Annotated in this window: 22 protein-coding genes and 1 pseudogene; 3 read left to right on the top strand and 20 right to left on the bottom strand. The window is 41.2% G+C overall.

Translation table 11 applies throughout. The features are described from left to right. Positions 1–5 precede the first annotated feature (5 nt). The 8 genes from ACFOZY_RS04575 to ACFOZY_RS04540 form a co-directional block, all read right to left on the bottom strand. Entirely contained in the window at positions 6–1151 is a 1146-nt protein-coding gene (locus ACFOZY_RS04575; protein ID WP_378153196.1) for an anhydro-N-acetylmuramic acid kinase, read from the bottom strand. Positions 1152–1245: 94 nt separating this feature from the next. Then, positions 1246–2832 carry a beta-N-acetylhexosaminidase gene (gene nagZ / locus ACFOZY_RS04570; protein WP_378152755.1) on the bottom strand — a complete coding sequence of 529 codons (1587 nt, stop codon included), beginning with the start codon at positions 2830–2832 and terminating at the stop codon, positions 1246–1248. A 12-nt stretch (positions 2833–2844) separates the two neighbouring features. Continuing rightward, positions 2845–3552 (bottom strand): PIG-L deacetylase family protein, encoded by a 708-nt coding sequence (locus ACFOZY_RS04565; RefSeq protein WP_378152753.1) that lies wholly within the window; start codon positions 3550–3552, stop codon positions 2845–2847. Between the two features lie 13 nt (positions 3553–3565). Then, a complete protein-coding gene (locus ACFOZY_RS04560; protein ID WP_378152751.1) occupies positions 3566–4618 on the bottom strand; it encodes a serine hydrolase domain-containing protein in 1053 nt (350 codons plus the stop codon). Between the two features lie 12 nt (positions 4619–4630). Next, positions 4631–6166, bottom strand: a complete 1536-nt coding sequence (locus ACFOZY_RS04555; RefSeq protein WP_378152749.1) for a hypothetical protein — start codon at positions 6164–6166, stop codon at positions 4631–4633. Between the two features lie 22 nt (positions 6167–6188). Further along, positions 6189–7139 (bottom strand): GNAT family N-acetyltransferase, encoded by a 951-nt coding sequence (locus tag ACFOZY_RS04550; protein WP_378152747.1) that lies wholly within the window; start codon positions 7137–7139, stop codon positions 6189–6191. A 2-nt stretch (positions 7140–7141) separates the two neighbouring features. Further along, positions 7142–8113: a BadF/BadG/BcrA/BcrD ATPase family protein gene (locus tag ACFOZY_RS04545; RefSeq protein WP_378152745.1), complete on the bottom strand. Its 972-nt coding sequence runs from the start codon at positions 8111–8113 to the stop codon at positions 7142–7144. A 142-nt stretch (positions 8114–8255) separates the two neighbouring features. Continuing rightward, positions 8256–9830 carry a SpoIID/LytB domain-containing protein gene (locus ACFOZY_RS04540; protein ID WP_378152743.1) on the bottom strand — a complete coding sequence of 525 codons (1575 nt, stop codon included), beginning with the start codon at positions 9828–9830 and terminating at the stop codon, positions 8256–8258. 235 nt (positions 9831–10065) lie between these two features. On the opposite strand from ACFOZY_RS04540, the gene ACFOZY_RS04535 reads away from it, so the two are divergent. From ACFOZY_RS04535 to ACFOZY_RS04525, 3 genes are all read left to right on the top strand, one after another. Beyond that, positions 10066–10875, top strand: coding sequence for a DUF2785 domain-containing protein (locus tag ACFOZY_RS04535; RefSeq protein ID WP_378152741.1), 810 nt, complete (start codon positions 10066–10068; stop codon positions 10873–10875). An 86-nt stretch (positions 10876–10961) separates the two neighbouring features. Then, positions 10962–12041: a type III polyketide synthase gene (locus ACFOZY_RS04530; protein WP_378152739.1), complete on the top strand. Its 1080-nt coding sequence runs from the start codon at positions 10962–10964 to the stop codon at positions 12039–12041. A 10-nt stretch (positions 12042–12051) separates the two neighbouring features. Continuing rightward, positions 12052–12579: an isoprenylcysteine carboxyl methyltransferase family protein gene (locus tag ACFOZY_RS04525; protein ID WP_378152737.1), complete on the top strand. Its 528-nt coding sequence runs from the start codon at positions 12052–12054 to the stop codon at positions 12577–12579. A 41-nt stretch (positions 12580–12620) separates the two neighbouring features. Here the strand turns inward: ACFOZY_RS04525 and ACFOZY_RS04520 are convergent, their stop codons facing one another. From ACFOZY_RS04520 to ACFOZY_RS04465, 12 genes and pseudogenes are all read right to left on the bottom strand, one after another. Beyond that, on the bottom strand, positions 12621–12725 hold the full coding sequence (locus ACFOZY_RS04520) for an excalibur calcium-binding domain-containing protein (protein ID WP_378152735.1): 105 nt from the start codon (positions 12723–12725) through the stop codon (positions 12621–12623). A 41-nt stretch (positions 12726–12766) separates the two neighbouring features. Then, entirely contained in the window at positions 12767–13720 is a 954-nt protein-coding gene (locus tag ACFOZY_RS04515; protein WP_378152733.1) for a DNA/RNA non-specific endonuclease, read from the bottom strand. Positions 13721–13783: 63 nt separating this feature from the next. Then, positions 13784–14722, bottom strand: a complete 939-nt coding sequence (gene hutG / locus ACFOZY_RS04510) for a formimidoylglutamase (RefSeq protein WP_378152731.1) — start codon at positions 14720–14722, stop codon at positions 13784–13786. A gap of 9 nt (positions 14723–14731) precedes the next feature. Then, a complete protein-coding gene (locus ACFOZY_RS04505) occupies positions 14732–15271 on the bottom strand; it encodes a Rossmann-fold NAD(P)-binding domain-containing protein (RefSeq protein WP_378152729.1) in 540 nt (179 codons plus the stop codon). Beyond that, positions 15268–15816 carry a GNAT family N-acetyltransferase gene (locus ACFOZY_RS04500; protein ID WP_378152727.1) on the bottom strand — a complete coding sequence of 183 codons (549 nt, stop codon included), beginning with the start codon at positions 15814–15816 and terminating at the stop codon, positions 15268–15270. Before ACFOZY_RS04500 ends, ACFOZY_RS04505 begins: the two co-directional genes overlap by 4 nt. A 150-nt stretch (positions 15817–15966) precedes the next feature. Beyond that, on the bottom strand, positions 15967–16599 hold the full coding sequence (locus tag ACFOZY_RS04495) for a VC0807 family protein (protein ID WP_378152725.1): 633 nt from the start codon (positions 16597–16599) through the stop codon (positions 15967–15969). A 90-nt stretch (positions 16600–16689) separates the two neighbouring features. Further along, positions 16690–16998, bottom strand: a pseudogene (locus ACFOZY_RS16110) (putative PEP-binding protein); the annotation flags it as partial. Between the two features lie 22 nt (positions 16999–17020). After that, the gene (locus tag ACFOZY_RS04485; RefSeq protein ID WP_378152723.1) at positions 17021–17638 is read right to left on the bottom strand and encodes an NUDIX hydrolase; all 618 of its coding nucleotides are present in this window, start codon (positions 17636–17638) and stop codon (positions 17021–17023) included. Between the two features lie 22 nt (positions 17639–17660). Further along, a complete protein-coding gene (locus ACFOZY_RS04480) occupies positions 17661–18140 on the bottom strand; it encodes a tetratricopeptide repeat protein (RefSeq protein ID WP_378152721.1) in 480 nt (159 codons plus the stop codon). 52 nt (positions 18141–18192) lie between these two features. After that, entirely contained in the window at positions 18193–19371 is a 1179-nt protein-coding gene (locus tag ACFOZY_RS04475) for an MFS transporter (protein ID WP_378152719.1), read from the bottom strand. 82 nt (positions 19372–19453) lie between these two features. Continuing rightward, complete coding sequence (locus ACFOZY_RS04470) at positions 19454–19948, bottom strand: cupin domain-containing protein (protein WP_378152717.1); 495 nt, start codon at positions 19946–19948, stop codon at positions 19454–19456. Between the two features lie 12 nt (positions 19949–19960). Next, a complete protein-coding gene (locus ACFOZY_RS04465; protein WP_378152715.1) occupies positions 19961–20533 on the bottom strand; it encodes a histidine phosphatase family protein in 573 nt (190 codons plus the stop codon). Positions 20534–20539: the final 6 nt, after the last annotated feature.

Below are 20539 nucleotides of genomic sequence, written 5' to 3'. Positions count from 1 at the left end.
TGTTTTTACCATGCAATTTTCCCAAGGACTGTCCGCCGATTGGCTCCAGTGGCAGCAGGAGCGTTATTCGGCTCATTATGGAAGCCCAAATAGCCTATTAGCGCAAAGACGAACGCCTCTTTTGCATCGCTATTAATCCCCAAAACTTCTGTGTTTCTGATTGCAAGACCTGGCAGCAAATCTCGTAAGTAATTTAATAGAACGGGATTGTGCACGCCTCCCCCACTGATAAAGACTTCCGTCACATCGTGGGAATCCGAAAACTTCTGAATCTCGGTTGATAATGTTTTGGCCGTTAACATCGTTACCGTGGCAATCTTATCGACAGGTGTTAACCCGTAACGATCGGCATCATTCCATATGCTCTTTGAATAATCAAATCCGAAATTCTCGCGTCCGGTGCTCTTCGGTGCAGATTTGCGATAATAATCATGCTGAAGCAAGTCATTTAGCCAGTCGTTATGTACCTTTCCTAAACTGGCGTATCGGCCATCCTGATCTAACAACTCATTGCCATTTGTATGAATAGCTACAAAAGCGTCGATGATCATATTGCCTGGACCTGTGTCTAAAGCAATGACATCCTCATTTGAACCAGTTGGCGGAAGTACGGTAATATTGGAGATCCCTCCGATATTAACTAAAACCCGTCCGTTTTCTTCAATCTGGAACAAATATTGATCCGCAAAAGGAACTAAAGGTGCTCCCTGTCCTCCTGCTGCAATATCCCGAGGTCGGAAATCGCCGATTACCGTCTTACGTGTGTGCTCCGCTAAAGCTGAAATGTCTCCGATCTGCATGGTATTCGGTCTGGAAAATGGAGTTCCATCAGACACCGGTTCATGCCAAACCGTCTGTCCATGGGAACTAATCAGATCGATTGATGCGAATGGTACAGGTGAATCAGCCAAAGCAGTTTTTACATAAGAAGCGAACAATTCTCCCAAGTACATATTCATAGATGAAATAGTTTGCATTGGCGCTTTCGGATCCATCAGACTAGTTAGCCTTTCCCTCAACTCATCGGGATACGGCATAGTCGTAAAGAATTTCAACTCATGTCGGATGCTTCCTTTTTCTTCAAAAAAGTCAGCAACTGCAATATCTAAGCCGTCAAGTGATGTACCCGACATAAGACCACAAACACGCATCGGTTTCAAAGAATCCCCCCTTGGTATCCTGCATGAAAACGCTTACTCATATTTTAGTAGTTACGAAATAAAATATCAATACTTTTTTAATTATCTAAAATAATATTTCATCCAATGGCATAGTGACAGGTAGCTTCCCTCTTATTTCGGACTTCCCTACTAAATATTGACTGACAACCTTAAAAGCGGTTTGAGTAAATTCGTATGTGCAAATCATTCGGTTTGCTTTTGGGAATAATTCCGCATCGTAAGGTGACCTGATTGCAATGACATCAATCGGTTTCCCCGAATCGATTAATCGATGGACAAGTCGTTCCTGATCAGGATCCTTCACAGCATTAAGTGTAAGTACTACAATTCTGTCATATTCCTCTGCTTTCTCTACTGCCCCCTCAATCGAGGCTGCATAATCAGCCGGAATAATCTCAAGTACTTCAACATTCGGATGAACTTTTTTTAATTCCTCGGCCATGCCGATTGTTGCATATCGCTTATCCTCCACAAGAGTCGCGTATTCATTTGTCGGATAAATGAGCAGAACCTTGTCATCTTGTCGTATAGATTCGCCCTTGCCATGAGCAAGCGTAATACCTTTTTTATAAACCTCAAGCATTTGCTCGACATGTTCTGGTGAACCGACAAAGGAAGGAACATCAGAACTATTTTCAATTTCCTCCCACGTGATGTATTCGTTGATCATCGCTTCGATCCGTCTCACGGATTCGGTAATCCGCTCCGCTGTCATTTCACCATTTTCAACAGCCTCAACTATTTTTAATATGGACTGCTCCTGTAAGTGGTGTATATGAGATACCATCACGAGGTCCACTCCGGCTTCCACCGCTTTTACAGCTCCATTTACCGTTCCGATTCCCTTTGCAATCGCATCCATTTCCATGCAATCAGTTGTAATGACACCTTCAAACCCCAACTCTTTTCGAAGCAAACCGGTAATCACTGATTTTGATAGAGTTGCAGGTGTGTTTTCTTCCGATTCAAATGCAGGGAAGTACACATGAGCGGTCATGATGGCATCTGCTCCGGAAGCAATACATTTTTTAAATGGAAGTAGCTCTACTTCATGAAGACGATCCACACCATGCGCAATGACAGGTAAATCCAAATGTGAATCTACACTTGTGTCCCCGTGGCCAGGGAAGTGTTTTAAAGTTGTTGCTATGCCCGATTCCTGCATCCCTTTCATCGATTCCATTGCAAATGCAGACACTTTTTCGGCATCTTCTCCGAATGATCGGACACTGATTACAGGATTTAACGGATTGTTGTTTACATCTACAACAGGTGCCAAGTTCCAATTGATGCCGAGAGCTTTTAATTCTTTCCCTGTTAAAAATCCTGCCTTCCGCGCATTTTCCACTTCACCTGTTGCCCCTAAAAGCATCGCGCCCGGGATTATAGTAGTTCCTTCACCTAAACGACGGACAACCCCATTTTCCTGATCGATACAAATCAGAAGAGGTGTTGAATAGCCTGCAGCTTTTGCTTCTGACTGCAAACTCCGAGTAAGCTTAAGAATCTCTTCAGGTGTTCCGATATTTCTTCCAAATAAAATAACTCCGCCAATATGATAGTCGTGGATGAGACGTTTGATCTCCTCCGTCATAGTTGTTCCTTTAAAACCTGCAATCATCAACCTGCCTACTTGTTTCTTCAATTCCATGTTTGACCCTCCTTAAGCTAATGGAAATCCAGGTATATACCCTTCTTTACGAACATGCAGCCCTTTTGAATTTTGTAACGTCTGTGCATAGGTTGTTCTTGCCAAACACCCTCTCATGGTGCCTAACGCTTTATAATAGTCGTAATATCTGAAACTCGTAGAATTCATGATGAACCAATAGCTTGAAAGGGCTTCCAAATATGCATCGAAAGAATCTGTTACATCGACGTAAATATCCGGTTCATACCCATCCATGTCCTCCCAATTTTCAGAGTGGAACACTCTTTTTAGACCGTGTGGCGGTAAGCCGTCTAAATCGAACCCCGGAAGTGCAGCTTTCAGCCATGCATCTTGAACGACAAGCTGACAGATACGATGATCCGGATGCATACTGTTCACCCAATGGGTAATAACGAAGTCTGGCTTTTCCCTACGGAAAATGGTTGCAACTTCTTTGACCAACTCCTCGTTAAAAGTCAGCTCTGCATCCCTGTGATCCAGCATGATACTCGTTCCGCCTAAAATCGAAGCAGCCTTTTCAGCTTCACGAATTTTCAACTGCCGATAGTCCTCTGCAGACAGATGTGGGGGTGCACCCTTCTCACCCGCAGTCAGGTGGAGAAAAGTTACTTTGTAACCAGCTTGTGCATACTTATGTGCGATTGCGCCCGCTTGAATTTCTCCGTCTCCACAATGTGCACCAACGATCATTAAATGCATTTTCCTCACCTCTCTATTTTAATAATTGAGACAAAATCAGATTGTGCAGTCTTGGCCTCATTCGGTTCATACGGTCATGCCTGCCAAAGTACACTCGGTTTGTCAATAGGATGACAGTTACCTCATGGAGAGGATCCAAATAGAAGCTTGTTCCGGTAAAACCTGTGTGCCCATATGCAAATTCCGACATTAAATCTCCAGCAGGACTTGGTCCATTTCCTTTCAGCTGCCAGCCAATTCCTCTAACTTCTTCGGAAAATGGTGTGAAGTTTTCTCTGGACTTTCTAAGCCAAGCAGGATTTAGAATTTCTTTCCCTTCATAATACCCATCATTCTCGAGCATGTCGCAAAAAACTGACAAATCACTTGCAGTGGAGAACAAGCCGGCATGACCACTGATTCCGCCCATGAATTCCGTATTATCATCATGAACGATTCCGTATTTATGTCCACCGATATGTTCAACATATTCAGTGGGTGCAATTAGTGACCGGTTTACTTTTGGCATAAACCCTGTATTTTTCATGCCTAACGGTTCGAATATAGCTTGGCGTGCAAAATCATCGAGTCTGACACCTGTCACTGCCTTCACGATTTCCCCTAAGACGATGAAACCTAAATCGCTATAAATCACTTCTGTATCTGGTTTGTAAACCAACTGATCGTCAAAGATTTCTTTCAATACATCTTCATAGCTGAGCCTTCTCTCAAAATAAGGCCGGTGGGCAATCAAGCCTGATGAGTGAGTTAAAAGCTGACGGATTGTTACATCCGCCTTCCCATTCTTACCGAATTCCGGAAGAAAATAGGCAACTCGGTCATTCAAATACATGTTTCCTGTTTCAAGTAGTTTTAGGATGGAAGGTAAAGTTGCCACCACCTTGGTGAGCGAAGCAACGTCAAATAAATGGTCCATTGACATTTCGACTCGATCCACCCCGGTGCTTGTATGTCCGACCGCTTCTTGCAGGAACCAATCCCCATTGTGTTTTACACGAATAACTGCCCCCGGCATCGTTTGTTTATCAATCTCTTCAGTTAGAAACTGGATAATCTTTTCTTTCACTTTTTCCCCTCCTTATAAGAAGTAAGGTCCTATTACAATTAGAAGAATCACTAAGTTCGTAAAGGTGACGTACATAATCGATGAATTGAAATTTTCCTCGGTTAGTCGTTTCCGAATGAATAATATCGGTAGCATAGAAATAATGATGCAAACGGCAAGTAGCAAAATTAACTGCCCTACATGATTGAGAAACGGGATAGTAACGACAAACTGTTCTACATAAAATACTTTTGTAAAAATGATCAGTTGAATTAAAAATAAGACGACTGAATGAATGTAGAAAAGGGTCTGTTCTGAAATAGTCTTATACATTTTGCGGAAAACGGCTTGAATTCCATAGGTGATCCCAAGAGCAGGAAGGAACCAAAGAAATGACACCAATAGCAAGATCATACCGTGCGTAAGAAGGGTCAATAGTTTTAAAATTGCCGTCTTTACATCTCCTTCTCCAACATGACTACTATTAGCAACCTTTACAGGATCCGCTGATGAATAGGATAATGATTTCTCTTTGCCGTCAAGTGCAAAAATTAAGACATTTTTCTGGTCGACTAAATGCGGTCTGCTGAATAATTCATCTGATTTTGTAGCAGCATACGCTGTCATTTCGTCTCCAGAAAAGTCTCCTACATAGATCCTTGTGGCATACTGGCCGGAAGTGTCATATCCCCCTGCAGAAAATGAAATAGTATTTTCATTTTCCCCATCCCACACATAAGGGTTTCTAACATCCTCCAGCCTACTTCCTGACTCTGCATCTTTAAATGATAGTTTTGTCAGTTGAAGTTGCTGTCCGATTTCATCACCGAATTCGGCATAAGAAATGTATTTTGTACGGCCCCCTCCTGCCAGTATTTCTACATCCAAGAGAATCCCAAATTTCCCTTCCTCCGGTGAAAAAAGTTGTATAGATTGAAGATTTTCGGAAGCTTTAATAGGAAATGAGAATAAGGGTTGTGACATATTTTTCTCAATATAACCTGTCAAAACGCGGCTTTTTGCATCTTCTGTAAGTATGAAAAGTTGACCATCTATGAAGCTGCCGGTTTTAACCGGCTGTGCCATTTGGAAATCTTGCACTTCTTCCAGCGTATTTATATCTACCAAAACGACTTGAAGATCATCATTCCAGTAGGCGATTTGTTCTCCTCCTACTGTAAAGTTGGAGGCATCAGCAATCACCTTTCGCCCTTCATCAGTTGATAATACGAGTTGGTCATCTTCAATATAATAGGAAGTTTTCTTGTCATTATATGTATACTTATGAGTTGCTCCGTCGCTGATTGTCCGATCATATGAACAAGAATTTAAATCATTGTCACAGATGAGGATATCTTGTTTTTGCAAATCTTTTAATGTTACGGTGTAGCCCGTTTCTTCCTTCACACTTTCTATGGAAGAGTAATTACTTTTCCCCTCATACAAAGACTGGGCACTACTCCATTGTGAGGAAGGTGTTTTCAAATGTTCATTCAACGTTACCCCGTATTGAAACCCTAATAATATGAGGAGCAGCAGAATACTGATCCAGGTCAATTTACTTTTCAACTACAATTCCTTCTCTCTCTATTTAAAAGTGCAAACGTTTGGACATGGATTGATATCTTTTCCATGGCCGAAATCCCATTTTCCCGTAAAACTGTTCTAATTGAGTCCAATCAATGATGATGTGGTCCATTCCCCTTTTGATCAGTTCATTTGCAGCAGCTTTTACAATATCTAAACCCAAATTCTGTCCTCTCACACTCCGATCCACGCCTAAAGGACCTATTCCGCCGGATTTCCCTTCAAGGAGCGGCGACCAGTATAGATTTGCGGCAATGAATGGCGAATCAAGATCATGAAGTCTGCAGAATCCTTTCATTTCCCCGTTTACAAATAGACCTAATATTTCTCTCCCGCTTCCACCCTGGGCAAAGTATCGAGCCGCTTCATAGTGCCAACGGCCAGGAAACGAAACCTGTAAGAATTGCAGCAAAGAATCGTGATCATGAGAACTAAGTAAACGGAAGTATGATTCATGATGATTTAGTTCGTAAAGACTTTGGTCTTTCACCCTTTTGTATAAATCTATTTCGATGGAATCCTTTTCATATCCTTTATTTTCAAAGAATCGTATCGATTCTTTATCTTCAAATGGAATTCCAGGAAAGTAATGCTGTGGGTCTCTTCCAATCTTGATATCTTTCAGTTTCAATTCCTGAAAAGTTTTCTCAGCCAATGAAAGCAGTCTAGTTCCAATTCCTTCTCCTCTTCTTTCTCTGTCCACGAGTAAACACTGAATCCAACCGGTTTCTGTTGGCATGTATAGGTTTTGATGTTGTTCCTGATATTTCTTACTGACCAGTATTCCTATTAACTTATCCTCGTCTAAAACAGCGAAAGAAGCCTGGGGAAGTATGTTCGGATCAGTTACGGTGTTTTGGTTCCACAGTTGCTCTCGTAAAGGGAAACGTTCGCCAATTGTAGCGTTCCAGAAATTCGTAATTTTTTCAGGGTCAATGTCTACTATGTTTTTCATGATCATCTGGAAACACCTTCTTTAAACACCTCAATGAACTTCTCGCCCAAGTTAACACCCATTACAGAAAATCCCGCGGCCACAGCACCGCCAACAGGTGGAATCACTGATGGAATATACTCTAAATTCGGCAGTTTTGAGCATGTGTGATTCTCAATCATTTTTCTAAATAACACAAAATTCGTGAATACCCCTCCTGAAAGGACTACCTTTACCGTCTCTTCTTTAGCAAACAATTTGTTATGACATGTAATGATGGATTCTGCCATTTGTCTTGAAGCTTTCTCTATAATTCTTAAAGCGATCGAATCTCCTTCGGATGCTGCTTCTACCACTATTCTGCTAAGAGGAGCTATGATCGTTCTCGGATGTTCTTCGGAATAGATTCTTTCTATGGTGTCTGGGACTCTTTCAACCCGGAAATAGTTTAGGACTTTTTCTGTTAAAGCTGTTTGATATTCTCTACCGTCATACGCCTGAAAAACTGCTTGAAGTGCTTGATTCCCCAAATCGTAACCACTTCCAAAATCGTCAAAAAGGTAACCCCATCCCCCGACCCGAGCGATCTCTCCTGTTTCATTTTTACCAATTGTGATTGCACCAGTGCCCGATATTTGTACGATTCCCGATTGACCCAAAGTACCCGAATATAATGCATTCACAGCGTCATTTTCGATATATACTAAAGTTTCAGGAGGTAATTGTTGAGATAACAGGCGTTTAACTTCTAACTGCCGATTGCTTTCGCCGACCCCCGCCATTCCTGCAAAGCAAACGCTTAATCGATTATAAATTTCCTCGTCCTGCTCGCGAAGCTGGTGCAACAACCCCGTCAAAACAGCTTCAAATTCTTTTTTGTTAAGTGTATTCGGATTACTTCTGCCAGCTTCAGCCTTCATGTAAACGGTTCCATTTTCATCCGCAATAACTGCTGCTGTTTTTGTTCCGCCACCATCAATTCCTAACACATACATAACTGACCCGCCTTTTGTTTGTTATGCCTTAATTATAAATTGTTGAAATATTTTTTCAATGCCACTTCCGAAATTCGTTATTTTTTTTCAATCAAAAAAGAGCTGCTTCAGGTACATATTACTCCTGAAGCGGCTCTTCTTATTAATAGCGTGTTTCTAATTCGATTCCTGTGTAGTAATGTTTTAGAATCGTGTCATAGTTATATCCTTTAACAGCCATACCCATAGCACCAGTTTGAGACAGTCCGACGCCATGGCCCCAGCCTCCGCCGTATGCTTTGTAACCAATTACCTCTTTTGTTTTGTTGTCTTTCACAGGTTCAATGAAGAACAATGTGCTTAGTAAAGAAGCTTGGTTTCCACTCGCGTTAATATATTTCAATGCTGTCCTGATTTTATCTTTGTATTCGTAGAACGTACCGTTCTCTGTGACAAACTCAATTTCCATCGCACGCCCTGAGTCCGAACGATCAGTAACGTTTACCTCAAGCACTTTTCCTGTCTCTTTATTGAAATATGTGCTGACTACATCCTGCATCTCTTCTGCTGTCCATTCGAAATTCCAGCGATGGTATTTGGACCAGTCCGCTTCGTAATCACCATTTTTAGCTGCTCGAAGAGATTTTGAATTAGAACTGTTCTTGAACACTTCCAAGGTCGGAACGTTCTCGAACGCTTTTCCTCGTTCCGCATCCGGAACACCACGTAAGTAAGGAATTGCCGCAGAACTCCAAACATCCTCATTGTTTGCGGAGAATCCACCGCTTGTAGAGTTAAATACTGCCGTAATCAATTTTCCTTCATATGTGGCCACAACACCTTTTGTGCCGTCGACTGCCGCATTCGAAACCGGATGCTCAGCCTCATAACCGCCATATACTTGGTCTGAAGTAGTCGGAAGTAAATCGTATCCGTCCTTGCTTCGCTTGCCCATTCCAGCCAAAGCGTAAGTACGAGCCGCTACTGCTTGTGACTTCTGAGCTTCTAATTCCCCGTATGGATTTGGCGGTAATTCGCGAGGAACCACTCCGTATAAATATTCTTCCATGGATAATTCATTAATTCCTGCAAGAGATCCTGCACTGTTAAAGCCTACTTCAGCCAATCCACGGTACCGCTTGCCGTTGATTTTAACAAACGAACCTTCTGCTGGGATGACTTGAATCGGGTTCCCAGAGATCTTTACTTCTTCGCCTTTAGTAACTGCAAGTTGTGTTTCGCCTTCAACAATGGTAATTATGCGCCAATATGCATCTGATGGACCTAACCCTTTAGCTATAATTTCGTTTTTAAAATTATTCCTTACCGAGAACGATGCATCTGAAGGAAACTCACCGATTAACAATCTCCAGCCATTATTATATTCTTCTAAATAAGTTGGATAGCCAAATGATTCAGCACGAGCTAGCCAATCTGCAATATATGCATTACTCGTTGAATAAGCGACTTGCAATCGGTAGTTCGTTTGACTGGTGGCAGACTCACCCAATTCAACCGTTAATTCTTCATTATTCCCCTCGAATAAAACTTCACCTGTCGCTTTATCCGCCACTTCAAATTCCCCTGTCCCTCCCACTGTCAGTGATTCAACAGCCGGAACAACCCCAATCCGGATAGATGGATCAGGTGTTTCTTCTGCAATGGCAGGATTTAATCCAGAGAAAATTAAAGCGCTTACAATAACTAAGGTAGAAATTACTTTTGACCATTTCTTCATGAATATCCTTCCCCCTCTTGTGAAATTTTCGGAAAACAATGTTACTGCTTTGACTATATGAAAATCTCATTTACAGTTTCAAGACTTTTTTGATAATTCATTTCAAAATCGTTCAAATGTCTTGTGGCGATTATTCATTTAGACCTATATCCATTCCACTCATATAGAACAAAAGAAACAGAAAATACGTTATATGCTAAACTATCTATAAATTAAATAAAAGGGGATAAGAGAAATGAATTTAATGAAGGAATTAGAAGGCTTCTTGCAAAAAGAACCGATTCACAATTTGTCTGACTTACTTACAGGCATGGCTGAAAATATCGGTTCAACCGATCCTTATCTACGGGATCAATTAATCTATCGCTCGTATTATCATCTAATTTTCGATGGCCATTTGAAAGAACAAGAACTTCATCAATTGATGAAAACTATGTTAGAAGAAGATTTTTTTCATCATAGACTTGGGGAACAGAATACTGACTCAGTCTTTCGACGTTCTTTCTCTGCTTTAGTTATAGCGCTATTAATTGAATATGATTTTATCCATCACGTGTTTGAACAGGGAGAAATCGAAAATGCTGCTGATCAGGCAATACATTACATGATGAACGAACAGGATTACCGCGGTTATGTAGATGACAAAGGTTGGGCTCATGCTGTCGCCCATTGTGCGGATGTCCTGGATGCGATGGCTAAGCATCCTATGTTTACCAATATCGAGCGTTTACTTACCGCAATTGAGGTTCCGCTTTTTAGCAGGCACGCCTTTACAGATGATGAAGAGGAACGTCTTGCAATTCCAGTACTTTCGCTCCTCATGTACAAACAGGCGGAAGTTGAAATCAGTAGTTGGCTATCCCGTCTTATAGATCGGACAGAGCGCCATTTGCAGGAACAACGGGGTGCTATCGAATCCTATCGTGTTCAATACACTATAAAGAATTTCTTGAAAGCTTTGTACTTTTCACTGAAGTTTAAAGATCAGTCACCTGTACTGCAAAATGAAATAAATAAACAATTGATGAAATGGAGCCATTTTTAAAAGTCGTGTTCATAAGCCTTTAGTTTAGCGCCTATCCAAAAAGGAAAGAATACTATCAGGATAGGGTTTAAACTGGAGGTTTTTATATGCCGAAAATTGCATCCGTTAGTACTTTCGCTCCTCCTAATATTTTGTCTCAGGAATCGGCGACAGATTTGACGAGGGAGTTATTCAAAGAGAAATTCCAAGATATCGAGCGATTATTAAAAGTATTTCAAAACGGAGAAATTGAGAAAAGACATTTTAGTGTACCTATGGAATGGTTCAGCATGGACCATGACTTCGAAGAAAGGAACCGCTTATACATAGAACTTGCGACGATGTATGGAATTGCCGCTATCAATGACTGTCTTCATCAAAACGAGTTCTTAAAAAACTCGGTCCCTCCTTCAGACATTGACGCAATCTTCTTCATATCAAGTTCTGGAATTTCCACACCCAGTATTGATGCACGGATCATGAACCATCTCCCTTTTTCAGATGAAACAAGAAGAATCCCGATTTGGGGATTGGGTTGTGCCGGTGGAGCATCTGGCATGAGCCGAGCGTACGATTATTGCCTTGCTCATCCGAAAGCGAAAGTGTTAGTCCTTTGCGTTGAACTTTGCAGCTTAACCTTCCAAAAAGAGGATTACACAAAGAGTAATCTCGTCGGAGCATCCTTATTTTCTGATGGCGTTGCATGTGCATTAGTTTGTGGGGATGAAGTGGAAATTGAAACGAGTACACGAATGCCAACCATACTATCGACAGCATCGAAGTGGATGCCGGATTCAGAAGATGTGATGGGTTGGGATGTTAAAAATAGCGGCCTACATGTCGTTTTTTCAAGAAGTATCCCTTCCATCATCGAAAATTGGCTTGGACCTTTCGTACATCAATTTCTCGAACGAAATGGAAAAACGAAAGAAGATATCCTTCACTTCGTTGCGCATCCTGGAGGTAAAAAGGTATTGGAAGCATATGAAACTTCACTCGATTTTGCCGCTTCCATGACCGACCTCTCACGAAAAGTGCTAAAGGAGTATGGAAATATGTCTTCTCCCACTGTACTTTTCGTACTTAAGGAATTCATGAAGAGAGAGCCAAATGCAGGTGAACATGGACTTATGGCAGCTTTAGGGCCCGGTTTTAGCGGAGAGTTGCTGTTACTAAGATGGGATTAGGAGGTTCGCCATGCTTTTTACGGTTTTAATCGGCATCGTAATCCTACAGAGACTTGTCGAACTAGTGGTTGCCAAGAGAAACGAAAAGTGGATGAAAGCTCAAGGTGCATACGAAGCGGGAGCAAGTCATTATCCTTTTATGATTATGCTGCACACAGCTTTCTTCGTTAGCCTGATTATGGAAGTCTTCTTTTTTGAACGGTCACTTTCCCCGTTTCGGGTTCCGCTTCTAATCGTTTTCTTATTGGCGCAAGTGGCAAGAGTGTGGTGTCTGACATCGCTCGGAAAGTTTTGGAACACGAAAATCATGATCCTTCCAGGAGCTGAAGTTGTCCAAAAAGGACCTTATAAACTGATCCGGCATCCAAACTATGTAATTGTTTGTACCGAATTATTAGTATTGCCTTTGATTTTCCAGGCGTATTTTACGGCAATTGTGTTCACCTTACTGAACATCGTAATTCTTTCTATCAGAATCCCAGCTGAGGAGCGCGCTTTAAGGGAAGCAACGAATTATAATCAGGTCTTTACGAAATAAAATAAGCAGATGGATCATCATCTTGATCCATCTGCTTTTTCTTATCTTCCACATGCGTAGCCATCCCGATCCCGGTCCAATTTTTGCTGATCTGCCGTGTGACCTATAGGAACTCCTACTGGATAAGCGGTCCGTATTCTGTTCATTTTTTTACTTGTGGTTCTGGAGTTTTGGCTGACTTAAGGGCTTATTCCCCTACCATACCATCATGATCTCGATCATCCATATATTGATATAACCAATGATCACTTGTTATAGGCATACTAAAACCTGCTGCTTTTGCTTCTTTAATCGTCACCTGTCCATTACCGTTCGTATCAACACTAGAAACATCACCGTTTGTGTTTGAACTACTTGAATCAGAAGGCTCAGAAGGCTTACTACCTGTTAAACCGAGTGATGAGTTTACTTCATCAGGATTCACATTGTCAAATGTATCAACGATCTTGTTGCCTTTTAAAGTATAGGTATATTGATAACTTGAAGGAATCTGTGTTTCCGTATTCGGATATGTGATAATTGCTTCAAAATCAGTGGCTCCACCTGCGCTGCGGATTACCTCTTCCATATATGCTTGATCACCATGTCGGTTAAGCGTACTATTTTGTGGGGTTATATTATAAGCGTTCGATACCCCTCCGAGAGAATCAGCAATAACATGCCCTTCATCTAAAACCTCACTCTCGACGCCAGGAACCTTTGCCTCATCAGCGTAGTATCTGCCAGATGATAATACTGGTTCGATACGGTCATCTTGCAGAATGATTTTATCAGCAATGACACGAACTAATTGCCCGTATTCGTTGGTAAATGCCCAATATTCACGGTCCCCGTAACCAATGTCAACGACGACATTAGCTTCACGATATCCAGATAAATCGCCACCATCAACTTCGATAAGTTTATATCCGGAAAACTGTTCTTTTGGCGGTGCCTGCTGTTGGACGACCGGTTTTTGCTCATCCTCTTTTTCGATTGTTTCTTCTTTTGTTTCAGCTGACTTTTCTTCCGGCTCTACTTGTAGTACATTTTCAGTCTCTTTGTCTGGTGTGGTGGATTCTTCTTGCACCGGAGCACAAGCAGACACGAATAGACTAAGAAAGATTAATAACTGTATAAACGATCTTTTCATAGTTGTCATTCCCTTGTTGTAGTTTAAGCCAATTTATTTTATCCCATTAATTACCAACCCGCAACCTTTTTTCTATCTTTCGAAGAATGAAGCGATTGCCTCATTAACAAAGTATGCACCTAATTTTACTGTACGACCGTTTTCATCAACTGAAGGATTAACCTCACAAATATCAAATGATAAAGTTTTTGGAGATGTTGCAATCTTTCTAATGATGTTTCTAACTGTTGCGGGGTGCAGGCCGAATGGTGAGGTAGCGGAAACACCCGGGGCAAAAGCAGCATTCAATACGTCCATGCAGAGAGTGAAGAGGACATAGTCATTCCGCTCCATGAATTCCTCGATTTTATTGAAGGTCAAGGAAAGTTCCAGTTCTTCCTCCAAAATATATGATACATCCATTTCTTTCGCACGTTGGAATAACTCATTTGTGTTTCCAAACCGTTGAATTCCGATTACGAAATAGCTGCTCAGTTCGTCCGAATCCAATACTTGCTTGAACATCGTTCCGGAAGAAGGCTGCTGATCGTAAGATCGTAAATCGAAATGGGCATCGATATTAATGATTCCTAACTTCGCTTCGGGTCCAATCCATTTACGTACACCAAGGTAATGGCCAAAAAATGTCTCATGGCCTCCTCCTAAAATGATGGGGTTCATACGTTTTGACAATAGTTGATTGACTTCTTCACCCAATTCAGCTTGGGCCTTTTCCAGCATTTCTCCTTCGCAAACGACATTTCCTCCATCATACAGGGCATGTCCCTCAGGAAAATTCCATGGAAGCTTTGCTAGTTCAGTCCGTATTGCGTCTGGAGCTTTCTCCGCTCCTAATCGCCCGGCGTTCCTCCTGACCCCTTCCTCACATTCAAATCCGAGGAGGGCGCATGTTTTGCCTTCACTTTCGTTCTCATTATGGACCACCACTTGGTGATAACGTAAGTTATCCAGTGTTGTAGGCTCATCGATCCTGCCAGTCCAAACCTTTTGATTTACTGTACGCTTCATCATTTCACCATCCTATTGCGGTCTTTTTTCATAAGGCTCGATTGTACCTACAACTGATGAGACCAAATCATGTTGAACAGCATGTAAGACGCCATTAGAAATCTCTTCATTTGTCAGCCACCTTGAACTATTCCCGGATAGAATGAATCCTAAATACACTTTTCGTACAAGGCAGTTGAAAGGAACAGTCAACTTTTGATCCTCAAAATATCTGCGACTGCCTCTGACATGGAACAAGCGGAAACTTTCTGCGCTGATTGAAACGTAATTGACGATGTATTCTAACGTAACAATCGACTCAACCCATGCAATGACCGTATCGATCGGACCATTTTCTTCCATCGTTTTCATCAGCTGCTCTTTCAACGTATGATGATAGGAATGATCGATGACTAAACTAATAATATTCTCAGGTTTTTGCGACATTCTTTTAACGGACTCATGCCTTTCTTCATTTCGACCGATTACTGAAACTTTTACGCCATGATCGGCCAACTCAGCTGAAAGTCCAGCAAGCATTCCAGTACCGCCAATAATTAGAACATGTTTCATCGTCTATTCTCCCATTCAGATGGAAGAATAGAAAATAGAAGTCCATCGTACACCTGATTGTTTTGGAACAAATAGTTTCGAAGAGTCCCCTCATACTGGAACCCGATTTTCTTTAGAAGCCCTTGGGAAGCAGTGTTATCGACAAATGTAACTGCTCCCAACCGTTGCAATTGCAACTCTTTAAAAGAATATTCCAGTACAGCTATTGCTGCTTCATATGTATAGCCATTCCGCCAATAATCAGGATGAATCTCAAATCCGATTTCAGCCTTTTTGCTGGTTAAATTTAAAAGGTTAAGTCCAATTGTCCCGATGAACTGATTCGTCTCTTTCATGATCATGCCCCATCTCATGGACCGTTTTGCTTCAAACCCTTGACGGAAGTGTTTGACCATCCCCTGCGCCTGTTCAACTGTTTCAAATGCATCCATTCCATAATATTTAACGACGTCCGGATTCGAAAAGATTTCAAACATGGACGATGCATTTTCCTCATTAACTTCAGTCAATAGAAGCCGTGCAGTTTCTAATTGTGGAAAACTCAATGCTTACACCCCTTTACCAAAACTCTATCTGCTGTATTTAAAAAGTTCTTAGTCTGATTGTATTCCTCTTCCTGCACGTGTTCAACTGGCTATTATTATTGTTATTCTCTCGTCTCTAAAACAGAAATGACCAGGTAAATTTATACCCGGTCATTGTTCCGCTAAAGTTGAAGGTTTTGTATATTCTTTAATCAGTTTAATAATCTTTAAATAACCGAACACGCAAATACCTGAGATTGTCCATCCCAACGCTTGACGGACAAGTATACCTTGATCAAATGCCTCTACACCATACTCTTTGATGAACCAAACTCGAATAGTGGCCAATAAGAGATCACGAAAAGCGAAGGCAATCGTAATCATGCAAAACACGAAATAAATTTTAGGACGATAAAATAGCTTTTTCGATTCCTGTCGGTCATATCCTTGCATTACGGCAAAATCCAAAAAGAAGTACAGAAAGATCGGTTTTTTTATGACGATTGAAAAAAGAGTCAGCAACCCTAAGGCGTATGCATAGTAAACATTATTCCACAGCAATTGAATGGCCGATCCAGCTAACACATCAATCAGTGTCCCAACGATTAAAGTGGAAATCATGAAGACACCGAAAAAGTTGATTGCTTTTGTTAAGTAAAAACGGACAATTGTATAGATAATGCCAGGCAAGGAAGATATTAGCATGGCATAGTAATCCCCGACAATGTCACGTCCAAAATTCCAAATAGCTAATGGAAATGCGATGTAACATATTAAATCCCAAATAATTATATTTTTCGGCAAACATAACTCCTCCCCCTTACTAAATATTCAACGACTGATTGATTTATCCTTTCAGTAGAAAGAATTTTTTAAGGGAGAGACATTCAATGTTTACAGTTGTAAATTCTTTTTTATATAGTCCTCTACTTCCTCTGATGTTTTTAGTGAGAGGACTGTCTCGACGTGAGCTGCCAATTTATCTTTTGCTAATGAAGCAATTTGCTTCCTTGCCTTTAAAATGGAGGTGCTGCTCATCGAAAACTCATTTAACCCCATTCCCACTAATAGTGGAACGGCTACTTCATCTCCTGCCATTTCACCGCACATACCAACCCATTTGCCGTTAGCATGTCCAGCATCAATCACCATTTTAATTAATCTCAAAACCGCTGGATGGCATGGTTGATATAAATAAGATACTATTAGCTTATAAATTTAGCATTCAAATTATACGAAGTATTTCATTTATATGTTCCGTCACTTCCAATAAGTAATTTGAATCATGAGGAACAAGATCTTGTAGTCCAATTTGTTGTTGTATAAAACGTTCCACACCTAAGTGATCCGTGACAGTCCCTTCGACATGAATTACATCCACTCCCTCATGAACCAATTCATAAAATGATTCAAATGTGGCCTTAACAAGTCCTGAAACTTCATCCGGTTTTAGCGAACAGCTGCCCGATACATTTTGTCCTTGATAAACAAATACATGGCTAAATTCCAAATCGGTGATGGTATCCAATTTTATTTCGTTCTTAATCACCCCTAAAGGAATCAGTTCAGAGAAAGTTAGTTCTAATCCAATTTCCTCGCTTATTTCTCTAACTCCATCTTCAACCCTTTCATTTGCCGATAAATGACCTGCTGCCGTTATATCAAGGAGACCTGGGTAATCCTTTTTATCTTCACTCCGGATTTGAAAATAAATCATATCACCTTCCAAGACCCAGCAATGGAAGGTTTCGTGCCAATAACCTTTCCTATGAACTTCCTTTCTTGTTGCCGTTCCAATTGGTCTGTGATGATCATCAAAAATCCTAAGCAACTCTGTTTCCATCTATATCATTCCTTCGAATCATCTACCACGTTTCATCTAATCGTGGTGCATAAAAACCAATGGCTTTCTTATACTTCAGGACCTCCTCATCATGTGACGTAGCAACCAAAGATGTAAGTAAATGTTCCATCGCTTCTGCATGTTCACCCAAGTTGTACAATGTCATCGATAAAAAGACTTTCATTATATTATTTTCAGGGAATTTTTCGATACCCTTCAATAGAGTCTCTTTCGACTTACTATACTCCCCGATTGTCCGATATGTACTCCCGAGTCCAATAAAAGCCCCTTTTGCATCCTCAGAACTCAAATTAAGAACCAGCGCCTTTTCATAATAAACCGCTGCATCCCTTTCCAGTCCTAAATTATCGTGTATCCATGCACACTGATAGTGGACCTCACCAGAAGCCGGTAATTGTTCCACTAAGTCTAAGAGCAACTTTCGGGATTCTTCTAACTTTCCTTGTTCCCTTAAACGAATGGCTTCTTGTAAATTCCGCATCGCTCTTCCCCCCTATAAGTGAAGCCGCTCCCAAAAGAGAGCGGCTTGACTATTATTCTCCTGCAACCAATACAGACCGTCTTCGTAATATATAAATTGTTACGATCGTCATCAAAACCCCGGAAAGGATGAAGACAAACCTGATATTCACCATCTCCCCGATCCATCCGAAAAGGAGCATTGATACGGCGTAGCTCCCCGTTATTAATACATCTTGTGCTGAGAATACTTTCGCTAGTTGATTCGGCAAAGTGTTTGTTTGAATAATCGTCAATTGCGCTAACCCTTGAAATTGGCCACATACCCCTAAAGCGAATATGATTAACAAAGCACCGACCGCTCCATTAGGAAAGGCAAAAAAGAAAGTCAAAATCGTCGTGAATAAACTACAGATCAGAATGATCTTATTCAACTGAAATTTAGCCAGTTTGGAATATAGAAATCCCGCAATGATGAAACCGGAGAAGAAAACGGCGTTGATATATCCCCACCATGTTTCACCCTTCCCTAACACCTCATCTACATAGACAAGCAAAAAAGCAGAAGCCCATACGACACTGGAAAACGTGATGATCATGTCAATCGTAAAAACAGCCTTTAAAGAAGGAACCTTTAATATATACGTCCAGCCATCCAGCAGTTGTTGAATGATGTTCAATTTGATGTCAGGTTCATGTGCAATCTGCCTGACAAACAGCATTAGCACCCAAGCAACAGCATAGATGATCACGGTCAAGCCTAACAGTTTTTCACTTCCAAAAGCGGCGACAAACAGCGAACCAACTGGCCAGCTGATCAAAAACACACTATTATCGGAAATGGCTGTCATGCTGTTTGCCTTTAGGAGCGCTTCTTTTCCGGCAAACTCCGGAATCATCGCATTCCGTGTAGGACTGGCCCATCCATCAAGAAAAGAATTGATTCCGACAAGGACTAAAATCCAAATAAGCTGCGCACCATGTACTAAATATAAAATCGCTAACGCCATTATTTTAAGAAACATGGACATAGTTAAAATCCGTCTTAACGGCAACTGATGGATTAGGATTGGTGTGATTAAGCCACCAACCATTCTGGACAGCGTATTCGTTAATGGAATAAGTGAAACCATCATAACGGAATCCGTCAGTTGATAGACAATACTAATTAAACCGACAATGTAAAAGACATCACCGGCATTCGAAATCGTCTGACTCGACCAGAGCAGCATGAAAGAACGGAAGTCTTTCATGAGAAATCTCCCCTTTACTCATTATTCAGTTCATTGAGTTTGGAGAGATTCTTACACTGGACGAGCCTCCTATTCGGTCAATTTACGGCAACTGATCGTATGCCATTTTTTCAATTACTTCTTTATGGTGTGGATACTCTTTTAGCAATGACTCTTTGGTAAATAGTTCAAAATCCTCAAAATCGAATCCAGGGGATACCATACATCCTACGAGGGAGAATGTGTCTTCTTGCATAACCGAAGATCCGAAAATGGAATTCTTCGGTACAAGATATTGAGGAACTTCTCCTGACTCAAGATCCATTCCTAATTTAACTTCTTCATATGAACCATTTTCGTGAATAACATGGACGGTTAATGAACTACCACCGTGGTAATACCAAAGTTCATCCGATTTCAAGCGATGCAAATGGGATACCTCCCCTGACTTCAACAGGAAGTAAATGCTTGTGTACATCTTTCGCGATTTCCCATCTGCGTCCGTTTCCAATTCAGATGCATATGTACTCTTAAAATATCCGCCTTCCGGATGTTGGGTAAGCCCCAAACGGTCGATGTAAAACTCTGCTGTTGACACGTCTGATCCTCCTTATAGTAGATGTTTCGTACAGTTGAAAAGTACACAATTGTTACGTTCATCTGCTAATTCCAAAATAGTTAATGACGTATTGTTAAGGGATTCCGTATATTCACGATCAGGTGTCAGCGCACGCAGCATATTCTCAATGAACCCACCATGACTGACAATCAGAATATGCTCTTCCCCAGAACAACGAATATCTTCAATGAACGAAAGACCTCGTTCCACCACTTTCTCGTTCGTTTCCATCCCCAAGTCCAGATCACGCCACTTTTTGCCCCATCTTTCTAATCGTTCTTCCTCTGTCGTTCCCTCAATCTCACCACCGGACTTTTCACGAAGTCGATCATCGAATTTCAATTCGGCATGGGGAAGCTTTTCCAAGATGATTTCAGCCGTTTGTCTTGCTCGTAGCTGTGGGCTCGAATAGATTACATCCCAATTTTCATTGGATAACCGCTCCGCCGCTTTTTTAGCTGTCTCAATTCCTTCTTCGTGCAGTGGAATATCTGCACTTCCCTGAGCCCTTTTCTCTTTATTCCAAGCTGTAATTCCATGACGTACAAAACCGATTGTTGTCATTTACTC

This window comes from Chungangia koreensis (assembly GCF_042651785.1).
Lineage (GTDB): Bacteria > Bacillota > Bacilli > Bacillales_A > Planococcaceae > Chungangia > Chungangia koreensis.
The sequence above is the reverse complement of the archived record's forward strand: the minus strand, read 5'-3'. Positions and strand labels throughout refer to the sequence as shown.